This is a genomic window from Bacillus sp. AFS037270 (genome assembly GCF_002585305.1).
In genome coordinates this window covers 115,159-137,964 of the sequence record NZ_NUNF01000013.1, presented here as the reverse complement: position 1 = coordinate 137,964, position 22,806 = coordinate 115,159, and the positions used below count along the sequence as shown (strand labels likewise).

Here is a 22,806-nt window from a genome sequence, read left to right as displayed (position 1 = left end):
ATTGTCAGAAAAATGAAAGCGATTTAATTTTAAGGTAGATCATCACTCAGTTATCGAAAAGGGCATAATAGCCGAAAGTTGAAATAACTGTTTAATGTCGAAACTGCGATTATAGTAAAATTTGGGGGTATTTAAATGAAAAAAGGTAAAAAGTTTACAAGTAAAGCAGTAGCCATTCCAGTCCTATCAGCCATGTTACTTTCTTCTTTAGCAGCATGCAGCAGTTCCGAAACTTCTAGTGGTACAAGTAAAAAGGATGGAAGACCTGAAATCAAAATCATGACAACCGCTTATACACCAGAACCACCAGCTAATAACAGCCCCGCTTTAAAGGCATTAGAAAAGTTTACAAATACAAACATTACAATGAACTGGGTACTTGATAGTGCGTACAGTGATAAATTGAATATTACGCTGGCATCAGGCAACCTGCCAGATATTATGATGATTCCAAGCAAGATTCCTAGTTTCGTAAGTGCAGTTAGAGACGGAGCCTTTTGGGATTTAACCCCGTACTTAAAAGATTATCCAAATTTAAGCAAAGCCAACGAAATAACTTTGCAAAATAGTTCAATAGATGGAAAAGTTTACGGTATTTATCGTGCACGTCCGTTAGGAAGGCTCGGAGTTACGATCCGAAAAGACTGGTTGAAGAAGCTTGGCTTAGAAGAACCAAAGACAATTGATGAATTCTATAATGTCTTGAAAGCATTTACACATGATGACCCAGATGGAAATGGCAAAGATGACACCTATGGAATGGTTATTTCCAAATATACTGGCCCGTTTGACATCATGCAAGTATGGTTCGGGGCTCCAAATAAATGGGGTGAAGATAAAGACGGTAAACTGCAGCCTGATTTTACGACGAAGGAATACATGGATGCATTGAAATTCTTCAAAAAATTATATGATGAAAAACTCATTAATCAAGACTTTGCCGTGATGGATCCGCAAAAATGGGGAGACCCGCTTATGAACGGTCAAGCGGGTGTTATCGTGGATGTATTGGACCGCGGTCACCGTGCGGATGAAGATATGAGAAAGGCACATCCTGAATTAACAGAACCTATTGATATTTTTGGCGCAGTGGAAGGTCCTGAAGGTCTCCATACATTGCCTACATCCGGGTATTCTGGTATTTTAGCAATCCCTAAATCGAGTGTGAAAACAGAAAAAGAGTTGAAACAAGTGTTAACATTCTTAGATAAATTAAATGAGAAGGAAGCCCAAATTCTTTCCTATAACGGTGTAGAAGGCCGTCATTATGAAATCAAGGATGGTAAATATCAAACACTTATTACTGACTCGAATAAGTCCCTTGTCAATGAATTTACGGACTTGAATCAATTCCAAATGGGTATACCTGAAGATCGTTCCCTTAAACCAGACTTAACACCTGTAAGAGAAAAGGAGCAGCAAATTCTGAAAGATAATGAAAAGATTGTCGTACCGAATCCAGCCGATGCGTTACTTTCAGAAGTATATGCTCAAAAAGGACAACAGTTAGATAATATTATCAATGATGCAAGAATTAAATTTATTGTTGGCCAAATTGATGAAAATGGATTTAAAGATGCAATCAAATTATGGCGTACTTCCGGTGGAGACGATTATATTAAAGAAATCAATAAATTATACAAAGAAAATAAGAAATAATTGAAGTTAAAACAGGCGGTGTTTTTACACTGCCTGTTTTAGAAGATACCTGATTACCTAATCCACTCGTATGAAAGGAGAGATCGTATGGAAAGCCTTAAACCACAAAGTGTTGATACTGTTGTTTCGAATCAAGCGGTTACTGCAAAAAAGGCATCAAAGGCAGAAGTGAAATCCGGTATATCCAGGCTCAATCGTTTAAAGAGAGATAAATGGCTCTACCTATTATTACTTCCAGGCATCCTATATTTTGCTATTTTTAAATATGCTCCAATGTGGGGGATCGTGATTGCCTTTCAGGATTATTCACCATTTCTCGGGGTACTTGGAAGTAAGTGGGTGGGATTTGAAAACTTTATGGATTTCTTTAAGAATCCAGACTTCTTCAGATTATTAAGAAATACTGCGATTATGGCTTCGCTTGATTTAGTATTTTTCTTCCCTGCACCAATAATCTTATCGCTATTATTAAATGAATTAAGAGTGCAGTCTTACAAAAAAACGGTCCAAACATTTATCTATGTACCGCATTTTATGTCATGGGTTATCATTGCAAGTATTACCTATATCTTCTTTACCACTAGTGGAGGAGTAATCAACGAAATCGTTGCCCATTTCTATGGAAAAGAAATTAATTTCTTATCCTCTCCGGCTTGGTTCCGACCGTTAATGTTATTCCAAATCATGTGGAAAGAAACGGGATGGGGGACAGTTATTTTCTTAGCAGCCTTGGCGTCTGTTGATAAGGAACAATACGAAGCTGCAATTGTTGACGGCGCTGGACGAATGAGACGCTTGTGGCATGTTACACTCCCAGCTGTAAGAAGTACGATCATTGTGCTACTTATTTTAAGACTTGGGCACTTCCTTGATACAGGATTCCAGCAAATTTACTTAATGTCCAATTCATTGAACCGCAGTGTTGCCGATGTATTTGATACGTATGTGTATTTTGTAGGGATTACACAAGGTGCCTATAGTTATAGTACAGCGGTAGGATTATTTAAATCAGTAATTGGGGTGCTCCTTGTTTTAGGTGCGAACAAGCTTGCCAAAAAAATGGGGCAAGAAGGTATTTTTTAAGAGTTTGTTATTAATTAGGAGGTGGGAATTATGGCTATGCCAAAAATGCACAATACCCCTGCCGGACGGGTATTTGATGTTTTTAACTTCATACTATTAGGAATTATTGGTCTGGTAATGATTTGCCCATTTATATATATTATTGCTGGTTCATTTGCTACAGAGGCTGAACTTACTCGTAGAAGTTTCTTTATCTGGCCAGAGACATTTTCTTTAGATGCCTATAAGTATATTTTTTCTACCGCAACATTCACGAGGAGTATACTCGTATCCATCTGTGTTACCTTGGTAGGGACAGTCGTTTGTCTGTTCTTTACCTTCTCCATGGCGTATCCATTATCAAGAAAGCACTTAATGGGCCGGAATGTGTTCATGAAGCTGATTGTTTTCTCCATGTTGTTCAGCGGGGGGATGATTCCTACTTATATCGTCGTAAAATCACTAGGATTATTGGATTCCTATTGGGCATTAATTTTACCGATTGCGATCAATCCATTCAACCTGGTCATTGTTAAAACATTCTTTCAGAACATACCTGTTGAATTAGAGGAAGCGGCAAAAATTGATGGCTGCACAGAGGTAGGCATATTCTGGAGAATCATGCTGCCGTTGTCGAAACCTGTACTTGCAACGTTTGCTTTGTTTTATGCCGTGGCTATTTGGAATGACTTCTTTAGTGCATTATTATATATCAGTGATAATACAAAATGGCCAGTCCAAGTACTGTTGCAGCAAATTATTCTCCTCTCCCAGTCACAGATCGGAGATGCTGCTTCAATGGGATCATCGTATGTGGAGCCGCCTGATCAATCATTAAAACTAGCTGTAGTCGTGATAGCGACTTTACCTATTTTAATAGTTTATCCTTTCCTGCAGAAGCATTTTGCAAAAGGGATGCTGTTAGGGTCCGTAAAAGGCTGATACGCACTTTTCAAAAGGAGCAATTGCACCATGCATGAATCCAATGGTGTAATTGCTCCTTTTTTATTTGTGTAAAAATTTCGACAATCACTTTTAAAGCGCCTTCATTTTTTGACAAACGTGTGTCATAATAGATTAATAGAAATGGCAGTGATTCAACCAGGAGGTGTACTAGTGGGTTTTCAGAGCATAATAGGTAAACTAAAAACACTTCAGTGGAGAGGAAGTTTTCATCGAAACAGTTTCATTCTCATTTTACTTATTGCCAGTATTCCTGGCTTAATAACTGGTCTATGTATTTATTTTTTTGCTGTTGGAAAAGTGGAAAATGAGTTAAGGACGATTCATAATAGTCAAATCGAACAAAGGGCAAAAAATATTGATGATCAGTTTAAGTACCTAGAGTACTCCACCTCCCATTGGGCATTCGAACCCCGGTTTGGGGAATCTTTAAAAAATATTGATTTTGTTAAGCAGTTTCCTGAAACGTATGATATTACTAAAACCTTGCTATTAGTACAAGGAAGCCATTCCTTAATTAAGAAAGCAGAATTATATATCGATAGAGAAAAACCGATTTTGTTTAATAGCGAATACCAAGTACTAAATGATGAAGCAAAAGTTTTTTATCAAAATACTTTACATACCGGAAAGAAATTATTTTGGGAAGAGTACCCTTCTGCAGGTGGGAATACATTAGCTTTTGTTCATAACCTCCCGCCAACAAGCAAGGAACCGTTCGGATCGCTTATTGTTACCATCGACCGGAATAAAGCCTTAGAGCTGTTAAAAACATTAACACCTTATGATAACGGAGCAACATTTATCCTTGATGGAAAAAAACAAGTTTTACTCTCTGCCAACAGTACTAAGGACTCCTCTTTTGAAAAGGCTTTAATTAAGGAAATGACACAGAGTAATAGGAGTAAAGGCTCGTTTGAAATGGAATATAAGAAAATCATGTACTCAGTTTCATATGGGCAATTTTCAAGAGCGGATTCTGAGTGGACCTATGTATCTGCAGCACCTATGTCGTCCATCACCGCTCCATTAGTATTTGTTTCTCGATTAATATTGTTATTAAGTATCTCTGCACTTGTTCTAGCTTTTATTCTATCTTGGTTTACCTCCAATCGTCTTTATTCACCTATTAAGAAACTTCTAGAGAAATTGGGGCACGAGGATGATCAAAAGGGGTTATGGGAAAAGAAAGGCAGAGACGAATTCACTTTGATCGAACAACAGTGGCAATTGCTTACACAAAAAAGTGACTCCCTTCAGACTCGTCTTGTTGAACAAGTCACAGAACTAAAGAGTAGTTTTATTTTGCAATTGATTCAAGGTTACTTATACGATCATACCGAAGAAGACCTGAAGAACAGAATGGAAAATTACGGGTGGACTGTGGATGGTAAAGGGTTTATAGCTCTAGACCTCCAATTAACCGGTCTGGACGATTCGATGGTTCATTTTTCAAATAAGGATGAAGGATTAGTAACATTTGTCGCCGCGAATATAATCGATGAAATAGCAAAAGAAATGTTTGAGCAGTTTAATGTGATAAAATTCTCGGATTTAACGGTGGGCATATTATTAATATATAATCAGGAACAATCACCTCGAGAAGTATTGTACCAGTTTGCTAATAAAGTAACAGAAACAATTAATGAAATTATTAAGATGAATGTAACGGTTACGATAAGTGAACCCACTGAAAATATGAAAAAGATTCCTTATATTTTTGAAAAGGTCAGAAGTGGAAAACGGTTCCGTATCTTTGAAAACAGCAATCAAATTATCGACCTGCAGGAAATACAGCAAACGGGACATACTACCTTCCACTATCCATTTGCAATTGAAAAAGAGATTATTCAAGCCATTCGAATGGGACAAGCTGAAGAAGTGGAGAAATTAGTTCAGCCATTCTTAAAGGAACTAACGGAAAATGGAGTAAATGAAATTAATATTCAGCAAGGTGTTATGCAGCTTTACAGCAGTATTCAACATGAAATCTTACATTCTGGAATTCATCCGCATGAATTGTTTAAAGGTAAAAATATGTTTGAGGAACTTTCGCAAATCCGTGAACCAGGCCGAATTATCAAATGGTTTACGGAGGAAGTCATCTGTCCGTATATCCAAAAGATTGAGGGCCGGATGAATATGGAGTTGAAGCGTGTAATTGAGAAGGTCGTCATTAAAATTCAGGACAACTACATGTATGATATTTCATTAGAAAGTTGTGCTGACGAGGTTGGAACGAATCCATATTCGTTAAGTAAAGCCTTTAAGCAGATTATTGGTATTAATTTTATTGATTATCTAACCCAATTAAGAATTGAAAAGGCAAAGGAATTGTTAATTCATTCCGATATGAAAATTAATGATATTGCGGAAAGTGTTGGCTATAGGCATAGCTATTTTAATCGTATATTCAAGAAGCAAATTGGTGTACCTCCCAGCCAATATCGAAAGCTCAATCAAGAAGTAAATAATGCGAGGGTAGAAAATGATGGTTAACTAAAGCCATCATTTTTTTGTTTTAAAAAGCTACTTGTATAGTCTATAAACAGTTATGGCAAAAAAGTATGGTTGTAGGAAAAGTATTAGGAATTTATATTGTAAGGTAAATAATGATCGAATTCACCTTTAAGGGAGGGACAGCTTAGTGATATTTAAACAATTTGAAAAAGGAGAATGCCTCTACGCTAATCCTCTTACAGTGCACACAGATATTGAGGATTGGAAATTAGAAGGAAGAGCAAAGATAAGCTTTGAACATAACCGCATGCATTTAGAAAACGAACTTGATCCAGTAATTTATGGGGACCGTGCACACTGGGTTTATTGGTGTCCAGTCGATTTTCCAGACCAAATTATGATCGAATGGGACTTTTATCCTGTTCGGGAACCAGGTCTCTGTATGTTCTTTTTCGCGGCGGCCGGAAGAAATGGAGAGGACCTCTTTGATCCACAATTGCGGGTTCGGCATGGTCAGTATCCGGAGTACCATTCAGGTGCTATTAATTCACTGCACTTGTCCTATTTCAGGCATAAGTACGCAGATGAACGGGCGTTCCGAACATGCAATTTACGAAAAAGCTTTGGCTTCCACCTAGCGGCTATTGGTGCTGATCCACTTCCACCCGTAGAGGATGCCCTTCCTCCTTATCATATGAAATTAGTAAAATATGAAGGGATTGTACAGTTTTCCATTAATGAATTGGTGGTACTTGAATGGGAAGATGACGGTCATACGTATGGCCCTGTGTATGGCGGAGGAAAAATTGGTTTCAGGCAAATGGCACCAATGAAAGCAGCCTACGCTAATTTAATGATTCACCAGGCAATAATAAAGTAGTAGTTAAATAGGGGGATGGAGTCATGCAGATGAATGGCGCAATCGGCGCATTTTATAAACTTTGTGATTGGATTATGAAGCTTGCCTATATTAATCTCTTATGGATTGTCTTTTCTATCCTTGGTTTAGTTGTTTTTGGCTTTTTTCCTGCAACCATCGCAATGTTTGTAATCGTGAGGAAAATGTTAATGGGGGATTTCGATATTCCTGTCTTTAAAACTTTTTGGGAGTCTTACAAAAAGGATTTTATAAAAGGTAATCTATTAGGTCTAGTTCTGCTTGTTCTTGGATATTTCTTATATGTCGATGTTCATTTGCTAAAGAATACGAGTGGACTAATTAATTTGATGTATTATCCTGCTCTCCTTATTTGTATTGGCTTTGTATTAACCGTTTTTTATGCATTTCCTACTTTTGTGCACTACGATGTTAAGGTACATCAGGTTCTGAAAAGTTCTTTTATCATCATGTTAATGAATCCACTTTCTACCATTTTGATGGCGATGGGGGGGATTGCCATTTACCTTTTGATGACAACGGTCCCTGGATTAATCCCAATATTTAGCGGAAGTACGACGGCAGTTATCATTATGTGGTCTTCTTTCTTTGCATTTTCAAAAATACAGAGGGCGGGGCAAGGTGTCTCTAAGTAAAGCTTAGGTGAGTTTAGTGATTGCATAATCCACTAACTTGGAAGCTGGAAAATAAGTAACTGAAAAACATAATAAATTACGTTTAATCCATATCAGTGCAAAGGCGATATGGATTTTTTATTCCAAATTTAATTCATATGAAACTATCTAAATTTGAAGTATCTCGAAGGTTTAAAAATTTTGTAGAATGATTTACAATATAAAGAATATGATGACGCTTTCAGTCTGCTAAAAGTTATAAATATTCAAAAATAATCTATTGGAGAAAACTCTAATGAAGACAGTTTTTGATTTGTCGAAAAGAAAATATGCCAATCTAAAAATTAAATATAAACTGTTTATTTTAGTTTCATGGATTATGATTAGTTCCTTTTTATTTACCTTCTTTGGATTACAATATGCTTTTCATATTTATGATGAACAAATCTACAGTAAATCTTCCCAAGTGTTAAGTACATCCTCCAATATCATTGAAAATGAACTTCAAAAAATGGAAGATGTTTCTTACAATATCTTGACCGATCCTCAAATTCAACAGTACTTAGCAACAAACGGTGAAAAGAGGACAGAGTATGAACAATATCGTATTCATTCAAATATGGTGGATAAATTATTAAGCTACGTGAACAACGAGAAATATATTCAATCCGTAATTCTTGTCGACACGAACGGGGAAGAGTACGTTGCTGGCCCTAGATCTTTTAAATTACCATCTGATCTAAAAATGAGTATTTTACGAGAAGCATTATTAGCAGATGGAAAAAACATCTGGGTAAACCCCCATGGAAATGATTTTACGATTGTTACGGCTCGAGAAATTAGACAATATAAGAATTTGAGTTTTGAACCGCTAGGTACATTGATTATTAATATGAATATGGACAAACTTGTCAGCAGCCTCTTTGAGGGATCAAGTAAAATTGATGGCGAGTTTTTAATCACCAATGATAAAGAACTAATTTATCCGACAAATTCTGCAAGCCCGTTGAAAAAAATAGCCCTGTCCATAAATGAGAACCCCGGTTATCAAATAAAAACGATCGGAGGTAAAAATTATTTCCTAGTTCACATCAACTCTCATTACTTTGATTGGAGCTATGTGAATGCTATACCATTTAATCAAATCTTTAAGAATATTAGTTTTATAAAAACAGTACTTATCATCATTTTTATTTTAATGTTTTTTATTGTAACGGTCCTTGGCATTAGATTTGTCAGAAATATAACTATTCCTTTAGAGAACTTAGTTGAGGGTATGCAATACGTGCAAAATGGTGATTTTAAGGAAGCTCAGAAGGGTTTCATGAAGTCTTCTGTCCTCTCAAATGATGAGGTAGGTAAGTTACATGAAACCTTTCAAGGTATGACTCAACAAATTGATGAATTGGTAAATGAAAACCTCTCAAAGCAGCTTACAATAAAAGAAACTGAATTTAAAGCCTTACAAGCACAGATCAATCCTCACTTTTTATACAACACCTTGGAGTCAATTAACTGGCTCGCTAAAATGAATGATCAAGACCAAATATCTAAAATGGTTGAAGCGCTTGGTTTTCTGCTGCGAAATTCAATCAGCCTAAAGAAGAAACTCATCCCGATTGAAGATGAGTTAAACATTGTTAAGAATTATATAGTCATTCAAAAATATAGATTTGAAGAAAGATTGGACTTTAACATGCAGGTTGATTCTGACCTGTTTGATGTCTATATACCTAAACTAACCTTGCAGCCCCTCGTGGAAAATGCCATCCATTATGCGCTGGAGAATATGGTAGATGTATGTAAAATAAGAATTTATTCAGTAGTAAATAAAGAAAATTTCCAGCTAATCGTTGAAGATAATGGTCCTGGAATGGAGCCAGACTTTTTAGAAAAATTAAGGAAAGGGGAGGTAAAGACAAGAGGGCAAGGAATTGGATTAGCCAATATTATTGATCGGATTAAACTTTCATTTGGAAACGATTACGGAGTTGAAATTGAGAGTGAACCTAATAATGGAGCTAAAATCATCATAGTTCTGCCATATGACAGGGGGGAAGAACATGTACAAAGTATTGTTAGTTGATGATGAAAGAATCATAACTGACGGTATGTCAAAAGTGATTAAATGGGAGTCAATCGGGACAAGTTTAATGGGGACGGCAAAGAATGGACTTGAAGCCTTTGAAAAAATCACTCAGAATAAGCCGGATATTGTTATTAGTGATATTAAAATGCCTGGAATGAATGGGCTTGAATTGGTGGCAAAAGTACATGAACATTATCCAGAGATCCGTTTTATATTGTTATCGGGGTTTAGTGAATTTGATTATGCCAAGCAGGCAATGGTGTATGGGGTTAAACATTACCTGCTTAAACCCTGTAATGAAAATACGATTATCGAAGCACTTAAGGAAATAAGTGAAGAGTTAAATCAGGAGAAAGAGCGGGAACAATTTATTAATAATATGCAAGAAACCCTTAAAAATGTTCTTCCTTATGCAAAGGAACAGTGGTTGAAGGAATATATTACAAATATTTATGAAAATACCGACTCTAAATCCTATCAAAAACTTCTTGAGTTAGATTTAGACATATCCAATGTTCGCCTAGTTTTATTCCAGATTGAGGGCCCATTTCAAGTTGAGCAATTGTTTGCCATAAAGAACATAGCTGAACTAAATTTTAAATCATATATTCTTAGTTGCTCAGTAGGAGAATTAATTTTAATCCTTGTAAAGGATAATGGTGAAAATAGTCTGCTGCATGAAAAAATTGAAAAGATTAGAAAAAACTTTTATCAATATTATCAACTGGATTGCACCATTGCTGTAAGTGAAACCGGGAATATCAGCATTGCGAATAAATTATACAAGGAAGCACTGGATTGTCTAAATTATCGTTTTTATTTAGGTGAAGGCAGCATTATTACCAAAGAAGACATAGATAATCAAAATAATGATCATGATCAGCAGGAATTTTATTATGATGATCAGAAATTCTGCCGATTAGTCAAATCAGGCTGTTGGAGAGAAGTTGAGGATGAAATTATAACTTTTTTCGACTATTTAGCCGATTTGAGATTCGATATAAGTGCTACAAAATCATATGTCATTCAACTTTTTAATAGCATGATTCGTTTGTGCGATACCAATAGTATGAACTCATATTTAACAAAGCTGCAGGTTCTTTTAGAATTAGAAACAATTCAAAGTATGAAGTCCTTTTTCAAGGATATCGCTGAGGAAATAACGGATGTATTTTTTCAACAAACCAAAAATAGACATTCCGCCATTATCAGCAGAGTACTTGAAATTATAGAAAACCATATAGCTGATCCTCAGCTCAGCCTGCAGTGGGTTGCAAATGAGATGTTGTATATGAATGCTGATTATCTTGGAAAGCTATTTAAAAAAGAAACGGGCGAGAAATTCTCTAATTATCTGACTCGGGTCCGAATCGAAAAGGCGATTTATATGATTGAAAATGAAAGCGATGTAAAAATCTTTGAGTTAGCAGAAAAAATTGGGTTTGGGGAAAATGCCCAATATTTTAGTCAGGTTTTCAAAAAGCAAACGGGATTTACGCCATCTGAATATAAACGAGAATCTGTCCAAGGTATGTAAAATGAGACAAAAGGGGAATAAAACGATGAAAAAACTATTAATCTCCATTTTACCCCTGGTAGTAATGTTGGCCTTCACTGGATGTTCAGAAAGCAGCAGTGCGGATTCTTCCAAGAATAAAGAAGAGAAAATCAACCTGAGGTTTGCTTGGTGGGGCGAACAGCCTAGACATGATTATACGCTGAAGGTTATAAAATTGTTTGAAGAAAAGAACCCAGACATCCATATTGAATTTGAATTTTCAAATTGGGATGATTATTGGAAGCGGTTAGCTCCAATGGCCGCTGCAAACCAGTTACCAGACATTATGCAAATGGATCTTCTCTATTTAAAAGCATATAGCGCCAATAATTTACTTGAAGATTTAACACCCTACATCGAAAATAAAACCATTAACACCAAATACATTGATGAGAAAATCCTTTTAGGGGGAAAAGTGGAGGACCAAATTTATGGTTTCCCATTAGGTTTAAATGCCCCTGCTGTAATAATGGACCCGAATTTAGTTGCCTCTGCAACAAATCAGGTCCCTAAACAGAATTGGACATGGGAAGACTTTGAAAAAATAGCTATGGAGGTTCACAAACAAAAAAATATATATGGAACTAATGGAATGAAACCGCCTGAGGTATTTTTCCCCTACTTTTTGCGAACAAATGGAAAGAATTTATATAATCCAGAGGGTACTTCATTAGGATATGAAGATGATCAATTATTTGTCGATTATTTTGATAGACAATTAAGATTATTGGACGAAGGAGCGTTCCCGAGGGTTGATGTAACAGAACAGATTAAAGGGATTGAAGATGAGTTATTAGTGAGACAACAAGCTCCGATGACATGGGCATATTCCAATCAATATTATAGTTTTTCAAAAGAATCAGGACAGTCACTTGAGATTTTTGTCCCGCCAGGGCCAAATCAACAGACAAGTTTGTCTGTAAGAGCCAGTATGCTTTTTTCAATCACCAAAAGCTCAAAACATAAGGAGGCCGCCGCAAGATTTATTAATTTTTTTGTTAATGATATTGAAGCTAATAAGTTAATTAAAGGTGAAAGAGGTGTTCCAGTTTCATCTAAAGTGGCGGAGACAGTCAAAAAGGGCCTATCCACAGAACAGAAAAAGGCTTTTGACTACGTATTCAATGTTGAAAATACTAACAACAATGTTGAAATAGCAGATCCACTTGGAGGAATTGAGGTTGTTCATTTGTTACAGGACATATCTGAGCAAATTCTTTTTAAAAAAATCACACCGCGGGAAGGGGCACAGAAATTTAGAAAAGAGGCAAATGAAATACTTAAGAAAAATAAATAAGTAACTCAGGAAGACTCCGTTGGGGAATGTATATTACCCATATCGGAGTCTTTTTTTAATATTAATAATAGAATGTCTGATTTTTAAACAAACTACTCGGTTATTTATATTCAGACAATTCTAATAGTGAAGGTATAATTACAAATGTAAACACTTACAAAAAGGAAAAAGGGGGATTCAACTAATGAAAAAGTTCATGGTTATGCTGTTTTCACTTATTCTAGTATTCTCATTAGCAGCATGTAGCGGAAGCAGTACCACAAGTAAGAGCGAATCTGATGGGAAAGAAAAAGCTGCAAGTAAAGATGAAAAAGTTACACTTCGTATTGCTTGGTGGGGATCGCAGCCAAGACATGATTACACATTAAAAATCATTGATATGTATGAGAAGCAAAACCCTAATGTGAAGATTGAAGCAGAATATGCCAGCTGGGATGATTATTGGAAAAAGCTAGCTCCACAAGCAGCTGCCAACCAATTACCAGATATTATTCAAATGGACCTTTCTTATTTCTCACAGTATGCAGAAAACAATCAAATCGCTGATTTAACTCCATATTTAGACAAACAAATCGACACCAAAGACACCAATCAAAATATTATTGATGGCGGAAAACTTGGTGACAAACTATACGGACTTAATGCAGGGGTAAACGTACTTGGTTATCAATATGACCCAGCCTTACTTAAAAAAGCCGGTGTTGAATCACTTGATGAAAACTGGACATGGGATGATTATCAAGAACTTGCTAAAAAAGCAAAGGCTGCGGGCCTATTTGTAGATACTGGTGTTAAGGCAGACGTATTTTTTAATTACTATTTAAGAACACAAGGAAAGTCTCTTTATAACAAGAATGGTACAGGTTTAGGATATAAGGATGACAAATTATTCGTAGATTTCTTCAAAATGACTTCAGGTTTAGTAAAGGATAAAGCGGTTCCAACACCTGACTATATGGCACAGGTAAAAGGAATCGAAGATGATCCTGTTGTAAAACAAAAAGCAATCGGTATTTGGCAATGGTCTAACCAGTTTGTTGGTATTCAGCAGGTTGCAAACAGACCGCTTGAAATCAGCAGCATGCCAGGACCAGATAGTGATAAAGGATTATTCTTAAAACCAAGTATGTTCTGGTCAATTGCGAATAACTCTGAGCATAAAGAAGAGGCAGCAAAGTTTATTAACTTCCTAACTAATGATATTGAAGCCAACAAGTTAGCGCTTGGTGATCGTGGTGTTCCAGGATCTGCAGCAGTCAAAGAAGCCCTAAAGCCGCTTCTTTCTCCAGCACAGCAACAAGTATTTACTTATGTTGAATGGGCTGAAAAACATAGTTCAGCATTTAATGGTCCAGATCCAGTTGGAGCAGGAGAAGTTATCGAGCTTTTTGATAGCTTAAATGAGCAAATGAGCTATGGAAACTTAAAAGTAGAAGATGCTGCAAAACAATTTAGACAACAAGCTGAAAGCATTTTGGCTCAAAATAAGAAATAATTTTAATCCGATAGCTGGTCCTTTCTCGGATCAGCTATCGCCCTTTCAATCTTAGGGTGATGGTCCGGAGAAAAGGAGATGGCAAAATGGCTACACGCGTCGTAAAAGAACACGTACAAGAAAGTATTTATATTGCACCTGTGAGCGCACGGAAACGGGCAATTAAAGAAAATATAAAAGGCTATTTATTTATTAGCCCTTTTGTGGTTGGATTCCTTGCCTTTACATTAATACCTATACTTGTTTCATTATACTTATCATTTACGAAATATAATCTATTTTCCGCTCCGCAATGGATTGGATTAGAAAACTATAAAAAAATGTTTACTGCTGATCCAAGGTATTGGCAATCATTAAAAGTTACCCTCATTTATGTATTCGCTGGTGTACCGCTAAGACTAGCATTTGCACTTCTAATTGCGGCGATATTAAATACGGCATCTCGGGCAGTTGGCTTATACCGTTCCTTATTTTATCTGCCTTCACTGATTGGCGGGAGCGTCGCTGTCGCAATTATGTGGCGTAACATCTTTGGAGACAAAGGGATTATTAATCTTCTATTAGAACTGCTAGGTATCCCTAGTGTCAGATGGTTCGGTGACCCGACAGCTGCTTTATGGATGTTAATCTTTTTGTCAGTGTGGCAGTTTGGTTCCTCGATGTTAATCTTCTTAGCTGGATTAAAAGGGATTCCCAAAAGCTACTATGAAGCCGCAAGTGTGGACGGTGCTAACGGATGGCATAAATTCATCAAAATTACCCTTCCAATGTTAAGCCCTGTCATTTTATTTAATGCAGTCATGCAGACGATTGGTGCCTTTATGACATTTGTTCCAGCGTTTATCATTTCAAAAGGTACCGGGGGACCTTTGGATGGAACACTTTTATACTCCCTTTATTTATTCTTACAAGGATTCGAATTCTTCAACATGGGCTATGCGGCTGCAATGGCATGGATCATGCTCATTATCGTAGGGGTTTTAACGGCAATCATTTTTGCAACATCAAAATTCTGGGTTCACTACGAATCAGAAGGAGGGAAATAACGTATGCGGATAAAATCAGTAAAATGGTGGACTTATCATATCCTTGTAGGTGGATTTGCAGTCCTAATGCTTTATCCGGTTATTTGGCTTCTGATGAGTTCGTTTAAAGAAAGTAATGCCATCTTCGTAACAGCCAAATCACTAATACCTGATCCATTTATATTAGATAACTTTGCTGAAGGCTGGAAGGGGATTGGCGGTAATTCATTTGGAGTGTTTATAAAAAATACTGCGGTCCTGGTTATCGTAACCTTGATTGGTCAAGTTATTTCATCGTCTTTAATTGCCTTTGGTTTTGCAAGATTAGAATTTAAAGGTAAAGCACTCTGGTTTGGACTTATGATGGTAACACTGATGCTGCCATATGAGGTTGTCATGGTCCCGCAATATATCATCTTTTCAAAACTTGGGTGGCTTAACTCGATTAAACCGATTGCAATACCAGCATACTTTGGACATCCATTCTTTATTTTCTTACTAGTTCAATTTATCCGCACGATTCCAAGAGAATTGGATGAAGCTGCAACTATTGATGGGTGTAATACCTTTAATATTTTCTATAAAATCATCTTGCCATTAATTAAACCGGCCTTGGCAACGGCGGCGATTTTCTCCTTCTATTGGACTTGGGATTCCTTATTAGGACCGGTATTATACTTAAACAGTCCCGCAAAATATACCGTTTCAATGGCACTAAATATGTTCTTAAGTAATGAAACCGTTTCTAACTGGGGTGCCATGTTTGCCATGTCTGTAGTTACCTTGGTTCCTGTCTTTGTTATCTTCTTTATCTTCCAAAGATATGTTGTGGAGGGAATCAGTACAAGCGGATTAAAAGGTTGATGATTCGTGCCACCCCTTAATATAGGAGTGGCAGGGCTTGATCAACTTTTTGAAAATTCAGAAGGAGGATGGTTATGGAAACTTCGAGTATTTTAGGCGGTATTTATAAACTGATGGATTGGATCTCGAAACTAGCTTTATTAAATTTATTATGGATTGCTTCTACTATTCTTGGTCTGGGTGTTTTCGGCTTTTTTCCTTCTACTGTGGCGATGTTTGCAGTTGTGCGAAAATGGATGCTGGGCGAAGAGGAGGTTTCGATTGTCAAAACCTTCTGGGCTTCTTATAAAAAAGAATTTGTAAAAAGCAATTTTCTCGGAGTGTTTATAGTGGCTGCAGGATTGGTGTTATATGCAGATCTGTTATTCATCCAAAACGCAGCAAAAAGTATGGCTACATTTCTCTATATACCATTATTCATCATCACCTTTATTTTTGTATGTACGCTATTTTACCTCATTCCGATTTTTGTCCATTACGAGATGAAACTAACGGATGTAATCAAGAATTCATTTTTTGTTATGATTATGAATCCTTTATCTACTCTTTATATGTTAATTGGAAGTTTTGGAATCTGTTTTGTTCTTTCCTATGTACCGCCTATCTGTATCTTATTTAGCGGGAATTTATTAGCAATGTTATTCATGAAACCGGCATGTAACGCGTTTAACAAAATTCAACGTAAGCATGAAGTTTTTCTACAAGAACAAGGTATATAGGAATCGGGCTCCTTAGTGGCTGCCCGATTTTTGGGTGTTTAGAAACGTGGCTGCAAAATGTTGTAGAATAGGTTAAAAAAAAATGGAGGAGAAAGAATGATTGAAATAATACCGCTTCGGGAAGATATAAACCTTGAAGAAAAAGTACCAAATGAAGGTGCCCCGAGCATTCAACCATATTTGCTCGAAGGACCTGGACCCTTTCCTGTTATGATCGTTGCCGCAGGTGGAGCTTATGAAAGACGAGCAGAACATGAGGCTTACCCGGTTGCAGAATGGTTAAATTCAATTGGAATTTCAGCTGTAGTGCTCAACTATCGGGTCGCACCTTACAAACATCCTATTCCATTAAATGATGCGAAACGAGCAATCCGAATGGTTCGATCTCATGCTGCAGATTGGAATCTAGATCCCAAACGTGTAGGAATTCTTGGTTTCTCTGCTGGTGGACATCTTGCATCAAGTGCGGGAAATCATTATGATTTTGGAAACCCGGTTGCAGAAGACCCTGTCGAACGGTATAGCAGCCGTCCTGATTTGATGGTTCTTTGTTATCCCGTAATCTCGATGGGAGAATATACGCACGAAGGAAGTCGATTAAATTTATTAGGTGAAAAACCAGAAGCTGAATTAGTTGAACTATTATCCAATGAAAATCAAATTACAGAGGAAACTCCACCGGCATTTTTATGGCATACAGCCGACGATGCCTCCGTACCTGTCGAAAATAGTTTAAAGTTTGCAGCGCGATTAAGCCGTCATAAAGTTCCTTTTGACCTTCATATCTTCGAAAGTGGCAGGCACGGGTTAGGTTTGGCTGAAGAACATCCCGAGGCTAGAGAATGGCCAAGACTATGTGAATTATGGTTGAGGAAACAGGGATTTTAAACAATTAAATTCTTTAAACTATTATCAACAAAGGGAGGAAAGGATTTGTTAAAAAAGAATGATATCCGCATTAGGGATCCTTTTATTCTATCAGACAGGGACTCTAACACTTATTACTTGTATGGCACTACTGATGAAAATGTCTGGGATGGACCAGCGACAGGTTTCAATGCTTATAAAAGCAGTGACTTAGAAAACTGGGAAGGGCCTTATCAAGTTTTTCGGCCAGACGCTGAATTTTGGGCCGATCAACATTTTTGGGCCCCTGAAGTTTTTTATCATCAGGGGCAATATTTTATGTTTGCTAGTTTTAAAGCAGATGGAAAATGCCGCGGGACCCAAATACTAGTATCCGAGAATCCTTTAGGTCCTTTTCATCCACTGACAGAGGAGCCTGTTACTCCCCGGAATTGGGAATGCCTAGATGGAACCTTATTTATAGATGATCGCAATAATCCTTGGCTCATCTTTTGTCACGAGTGGCTACAGGTCCACGACGGAGAAATTTGTGCTGTTCGATTAGCTTCAGATTTTAAAAATGCAATCGGGGACCCAATTGTTTTGATTAAGGCTTCTGATGCAGAGTGGACAATTCCTGTGCGGGGAGAGAAAGATTATGTTACAGATGGTCCATTCCTCTATCGGACACAAAATAACGGTTTATTAATGTTATGGTCGAGTAGGAGTGCACGTGGTTATGCTGTTGGGATGGCCCGATCATTAACAGGAACAATCGATGGACCGTGGATTCACGAGGAGCAGCCATTAATGGATGAAGACGGAGGGCACGGCATGTTATTTAAAACATTAAAAAATGAATTAATGCTGACCATTCATGCGCCCAATCAAACTCCGAAAGAACGTCCAGTTTTTTTACTAGTTGAGGAGCAAAACGGAAAATTAGAGGTTAAGATTTAATCGATAGATGCTATGCATCTGTCGATTTATTTTTTTATTAGAAGATAACTATTCAAAAACAAACAAACATGTAATATAATTAAAACAAAAATAAATAAAAACAAAAAGCCGATTTCATCAGGTTTTTTAGCTTCATTTGAAGGGATGGAGAAAAAATGAAGGTAAGTTTATTTGCAACGTGCCTTGTAGATATGTTCCAGAGTAATGTAGGAAAGGCAACAGTTGAACTGCTTGAGAGACTAGGCTGTGAGATTGAATTTCCGGAATCCCAAGTATGCTGTGGTCAGCCAGCTTATAATAGTGGTTATACAAAAGAATCCAAAGAAGCAATGAAGCGGATGATTGACACCTTTCAGCATGCTGAATATGTGGTGTCTCCATCAGGCTCATGTGCCTTTATGTTCCATGAATATCCTCATATTTTTAAAGGAGATCCGATTTGGGAACCGAAGGCCAAAAAACTGGCAGAGAAAACATACGAACTCACGCAATTCATTGTTGATGTATTAAAAGTAGAAGATGTGGGGGCAAAATTTGAGGGGAAAGCTACCTATCATACCTCATGCCATATGACAAGATTACTAGGTGTTAAAAGAGCACCAATGATTCTATTAAATAATGTCAAAGGATTAGAGTTTACCGAATTACCAGGAAAAGAACAATGCTGTGGATTCGGAGGAACCTTCTCTGTTAAGATGACACAAATCTCTGAGCAAATGGTCGATGAAAAGGTTTGCCATGTTGAAGAAACAGAGGCCGATTACTTAATTGGTGCGGATGCAGGCTGTTTGATGAATATTGGCGGACGGATTGATCGCAAAGGAAAACCGATTAAGGTTCTGCATATTGCGGAAGTATTAAATAGCCGCTAATAGATTTTTTGATGACCAAATACGAGATTGCTTGAAATGGGGGAAGAATAGATGGCAATGAAAATCAGCGACCAGCAATTTAAGGAGCGCGTTGATAATGGGATTCACGATTCCTTTATGCGCGGGGCAGTGGCCAGTGCGCAAGACGGAATGGGTGTAAAAAGACGTGTTGCCGCTGAAGAACTAGGAAATTGGGAAGACTGGCGCTCACATGGGGAAGAAATCCGTCAGCATGTTTTAGAGCACCTGGATTATTATTTAGAGCAATTAAGTGAAAATGTGGCAAAACGGGGCGGGCATGTATTTTTTGCCCAAACAAAAGAAGAAGCCAATGAATATATTAGAGGCATTGTTCAGCAAAAAAATGCTAAAAAAATAGTTAAATCAAAATCAATGGTAACCGAGGAAATCAGCTTAAATGGTATGTTGGAGCAAGAAGGCTGCCAGGTGATTGAAACCGACCTTGGAGAATACATCCTCCAAGTGGATGACCACGATCCGCCGTCCCATATTGTCGTCCCTGCTTTACATAAAAATAAAGAGCAAATCAGGGATGTATTTACAGAAAAGCTTGGTTACACAAAGACATCCAAACCGGAGGAATTGGCTTGGCATGCAAGGGAAACGCTGCGTCAGGAATATTTGACTGCAGATATCGGAATCACTGGCTGTAACTTTGCTGTCGCCGAGACAGGATCATTCAGTCTTGTCACAAATGAAGGGAACGCGGATTTAGTTACAGCCTTACCAAAGACACAAATTACTGTAATGGGAATGGAGCGTATTGTTCCAACCTTTGAGGAGATGGAAGTTCTTGTTTCCCTATTAACTAGAAGTGCAGTTGGACAAAAGTTAACAAGTTATATCACGGTACTAACAGGACCAAGAGAGGAATTGGATGTGGATGGTCCGGAAGAATTTCACCTAGTTATTGTGGATAATGGCAGGTCTAATATCCTTGGCGGAGAATTTCAATCCGTTCTCCAATGTATCCGCTGTGCAGCATGTGTCAATGTTTGTCCCGTGTATCGTCATGTCGGAGGCCATTCCTATGGATCCATTTATGCAGGACCAATTGGAGCAGTCTTGTCACCATTATTAGGCGGTTATGATGATTACAAAGAACTTCCTTATGCATCGACACTTTGCGGGGCCTGTACCGAAGTTTGTCCAGTAAAGATTCCGTTGCACAACCTTCTTCATAAGCATCGAGAAGTAATAGTAGAAAAAGAAGGCAAAGCACCGATCTCAGAAAAGCTAGCAATGAAGGCGTTTGGACTAGGTGCGGCTTCACCGACACTCTATAAAATTGGTTCAAAAATTGCTCCAACGGCAATGAACCCTTTTACGGTAGGGGATAAAATTTACAAAGGCCCAGGACCTTTAAAAGCTTGGACCGATATCCGCGATTTCCCGGCACCAAATAAAGAAAGATTCAGAGATTGGTTTAAAAACCGTGAAAAAGGGGGCCAATAATATGGCAGGAGCAATACAAAATCGTGAAGCCTTTCTTAATCAAATTGCCACAAGACTTGGACGGCCGCGAATCTCTAAACCTGTGGAGAAACCAAACTGGAAATTCCGCCCTCAGGATGAGGTTTTAAAAGATGCTACACAAGATGAATTGTTAGAAGTATTAAAAGAACATTGTAAGAAAATCCATACGACTATTTATTCAACAGATAGCAGGGAGTTATCATCGACACTTAATGAAGTCGTCACAAATTACGGCGGTGGTCCCATTGTTACTTGGAAGGATGAGCGTTTTTCCCAGTGGGGCCTCGATTCTTTAATGAAGCAAGAATGGCCAAATCATAATATCGATGTGTATGAATGGGATCATACAAAAGGCGAAGAAAACATCGCTAAAGCAGAACAGGCTAATGTCGGTATAACCATCAGTGAAATCACACTAGCAGAATCGGGAACAGTTGTTTTATTCAGCGATGAGAATAAAGGACGGACCGTAAGCTTTTTACCAAGTACGTATATTGCCCTAATTCCAAAAAGTTCAATTGTTCCTAGAATGACACAAGCAGCTCAAAAGATGAGAGAGATCCATCAAAAAACAGGGCATGTTGCATCATGTATTAATTTTATAACTGGACCAAGTAATTCAGCTGACATTGAGTTAAACCTTGTTGTGGGTGTACATGGACCAGTAAAAGCAACTTATATCGTTATTAATGATCTATAATAGGAAATAAAAATTAAGGCTGTTCGAAGAGATCATGTCAATTGATGTTTTCAGGACAGCTTTATTTCTAGGAGCAACTTTTCTTTTTTGTCTCAGGAAATATGAAAGCGTTTAATTTATTGGTAGAAACTTAAAAAAAGGAGAGATTTCTATGAAGGTTGGTTTTGTTGGTACGGGCTGGTTTACCAAAACTCATGCAAGTATTTTAGGGGAAATGAATGGAGTGGATGTTACAGCATTTTGTGGAACAAGTCTAGAAAAGGCTGAGAAAGAGGCGAGGAATTGGTCAAATGCCACTGGATATACAAATGTGGAGGAGATGTTAGACAAGCAAAAATTAGATGCTGTATATATTTGCGTTCCACCATATGCTCATGGGGCAATTGAACATGCCTTAATTGAAAGGAATATCCCATTCTTTGTGGAAAAGCCGCTTGCGATGAATGAAGAGCCAGATGAAATTGCAAGAAAAATAGCAGAAAAGGGACTTATTACTTCAGTTGGATACAACTGGCGTTACAAAGATACAACGAAGAGAGCACTATCACTCCTTCATGACCGTCACGTCGGGATGGCACTCGGATATTGGATGGGAAACATGCCGATGGTTCCTTGGTGGAGAGATGTACTTAAATCAGGTGGGCAATTTGTAGAACAGACGACACATATTGTTGACTTATTACGTTATTTATGTGGCGATATTAACGAAGTATATGCCGCTTTTAATAATCAAATCATGCAGGGAAAGGTAGAGGGAACGACGGTGTCCGATATTGGCAGTGTCACCATGAAGCTAGAAAATGGAATCATTGCAACTATATCCAACACGTGTATCCTGCCAAACTCTGGCAGGGTTGGACTTGAGATATACTCAGAAGAAGGGGTCATTGAACTACGTCATGATTTATTACGAGTGGTCAAAGGTAATAGAGTGGAAGAATTTAAAGAAGAATCAAATCCTTACATCAAAGAGAATCAAATTTTTCTAAATGCTGTCCGTACCGGAGATACTTCTAACATATTATCAACCTACCAAGATGCCTTAAAAACGCATCATGTCACACTTGCAGCCAATCAATCTGCCCTAAGCGGGACACCAATTTCTTTGGGTTAGAGTAGTAAAACAAAAAAAATGAAAGATTTATGAACTTTTTATTCAAAAATAAACAAACATATATTATAATAAAACAGAAGATAACAAACATAAATACAAACAAACGGAGGATTT

Annotated in this window: 19 protein-coding genes; all 19 read left to right on the top strand. The window is 37.5% G+C overall.

The window, feature by feature from the left end; translation table 11 throughout:
- Window positions 1-135 precede the first annotated feature (135 nt).
- The 19 genes from COD92_RS06610 (at window position 136) to COD92_RS06520 (ending at window position 22,692) form a co-directional block, all read left to right on the top strand.
- On the top strand, window positions 136-1,659 hold the full coding sequence (locus COD92_RS06610; RefSeq protein ID WP_098528410.1) for an extracellular solute-binding protein: 1,524 nt from the start codon (window positions 136-138) through the stop codon (window positions 1,657-1,659).
- Window positions 1,660-1,746: 87 nt separating this feature from the next.
- Entirely contained in the window at window positions 1,747-2,742 is a 996-nt protein-coding gene (locus tag COD92_RS06605) for an ABC transporter permease (protein WP_098528411.1), read from the top strand.
- Window positions 2,743-2,778: 36 nt separating this feature from the next.
- Window positions 2,779-3,663 (top strand): carbohydrate ABC transporter permease, encoded by an 885-nt coding sequence (locus tag COD92_RS06600; RefSeq protein WP_098528574.1) that lies wholly within the window; start codon window positions 2,779-2,781, stop codon window positions 3,661-3,663.
- 174 nt (window positions 3,664-3,837) lie between these two features.
- Window positions 3,838-6,183 carry an AraC family transcriptional regulator gene (locus COD92_RS06595; RefSeq protein ID WP_176541104.1) on the top strand — a complete coding sequence of 782 codons (2,346 nt, stop codon included), beginning with the start codon at window positions 3,838-3,840 and terminating at the stop codon, window positions 6,181-6,183.
- A 148-nt stretch (window positions 6,184-6,331) separates the two neighbouring features.
- Window positions 6,332-7,024, top strand: coding sequence for a DUF1961 family protein (locus COD92_RS06590; RefSeq protein ID WP_098528413.1), 693 nt, complete (start codon window positions 6,332-6,334; stop codon window positions 7,022-7,024).
- A gap of 23 nt (window positions 7,025-7,047) precedes the next feature.
- The gene (locus COD92_RS06585; protein WP_098528414.1) at window positions 7,048-7,677 is read left to right on the top strand and encodes a YesL family protein; all 630 of its coding nucleotides are present in this window, start codon (window positions 7,048-7,050) and stop codon (window positions 7,675-7,677) included.
- Between the two features lie 274 nt (window positions 7,678-7,951).
- Complete coding sequence (locus tag COD92_RS06580; RefSeq protein ID WP_098528415.1) at window positions 7,952-9,742, top strand: sensor histidine kinase; 1,791 nt, start codon at window positions 7,952-7,954, stop codon at window positions 9,740-9,742.
- The gene (locus COD92_RS06575; RefSeq protein ID WP_098528416.1) at window positions 9,720-11,282 is read left to right on the top strand and encodes a response regulator transcription factor; all 1,563 of its coding nucleotides are present in this window, start codon (window positions 9,720-9,722) and stop codon (window positions 11,280-11,282) included. The genes COD92_RS06580 and COD92_RS06575 overlap by 23 nt, the downstream gene beginning before the upstream one ends.
- 25 nt (window positions 11,283-11,307) lie before the next feature.
- Entirely contained in the window at window positions 11,308-12,600 is a 1,293-nt protein-coding gene (locus COD92_RS06570) for an ABC transporter substrate-binding protein (RefSeq protein ID WP_098528417.1), read from the top strand.
- A gap of 184 nt (window positions 12,601-12,784) precedes the next feature.
- The gene (locus COD92_RS06565) at window positions 12,785-14,095 is read left to right on the top strand and encodes an ABC transporter substrate-binding protein (RefSeq protein WP_098528418.1); all 1,311 of its coding nucleotides are present in this window, start codon (window positions 12,785-12,787) and stop codon (window positions 14,093-14,095) included.
- A gap of 86 nt (window positions 14,096-14,181) precedes the next feature.
- Window positions 14,182-15,141 (top strand): carbohydrate ABC transporter permease, encoded by a 960-nt coding sequence (locus tag COD92_RS06560; protein WP_098528419.1) that lies wholly within the window; start codon window positions 14,182-14,184, stop codon window positions 15,139-15,141.
- A gap of 3 nt (window positions 15,142-15,144) precedes the next feature.
- Window positions 15,145-15,984 (top strand): carbohydrate ABC transporter permease, encoded by an 840-nt coding sequence (locus tag COD92_RS06555; RefSeq protein WP_098528420.1) that lies wholly within the window; start codon window positions 15,145-15,147, stop codon window positions 15,982-15,984.
- Between the two features lie 74 nt (window positions 15,985-16,058).
- Window positions 16,059-16,703, top strand: coding sequence for a YesL family protein (locus tag COD92_RS06550; RefSeq protein WP_176541105.1), 645 nt, complete (start codon window positions 16,059-16,061; stop codon window positions 16,701-16,703).
- A gap of 96 nt (window positions 16,704-16,799) precedes the next feature.
- Window positions 16,800-17,591, top strand: a complete 792-nt coding sequence (locus COD92_RS06545; RefSeq protein ID WP_098528422.1) for an alpha/beta hydrolase — start codon at window positions 16,800-16,802, stop codon at window positions 17,589-17,591.
- 45 nt (window positions 17,592-17,636) lie between these two features.
- On the top strand, window positions 17,637-18,509 hold the full coding sequence (locus tag COD92_RS06540) for a glycoside hydrolase family 43 protein (protein WP_098528423.1): 873 nt from the start codon (window positions 17,637-17,639) through the stop codon (window positions 18,507-18,509).
- A 155-nt stretch (window positions 18,510-18,664) separates the two neighbouring features.
- Window positions 18,665-19,381, top strand: a complete 717-nt coding sequence (locus COD92_RS06535) for a (Fe-S)-binding protein (RefSeq protein WP_098528424.1) — start codon at window positions 18,665-18,667, stop codon at window positions 19,379-19,381.
- Between the two features lie 51 nt (window positions 19,382-19,432).
- The gene (locus tag COD92_RS06530; RefSeq protein ID WP_098528425.1) at window positions 19,433-20,857 is read left to right on the top strand and encodes a LutB/LldF family L-lactate oxidation iron-sulfur protein; all 1,425 of its coding nucleotides are present in this window, start codon (window positions 19,433-19,435) and stop codon (window positions 20,855-20,857) included.
- A gap of 1 nt (window position 20,858) precedes the next feature.
- On the top strand, window positions 20,859-21,578 hold the full coding sequence (locus COD92_RS06525; RefSeq protein ID WP_098528426.1) for a LutC/YkgG family protein: 720 nt from the start codon (window positions 20,859-20,861) through the stop codon (window positions 21,576-21,578).
- A 151-nt stretch (window positions 21,579-21,729) separates the two neighbouring features.
- The gene (locus COD92_RS06520) at window positions 21,730-22,692 is read left to right on the top strand and encodes a Gfo/Idh/MocA family protein (protein WP_306418540.1); all 963 of its coding nucleotides are present in this window, start codon (window positions 21,730-21,732) and stop codon (window positions 22,690-22,692) included.
- Window positions 22,693-22,806: the final 114 nt, after the last annotated feature.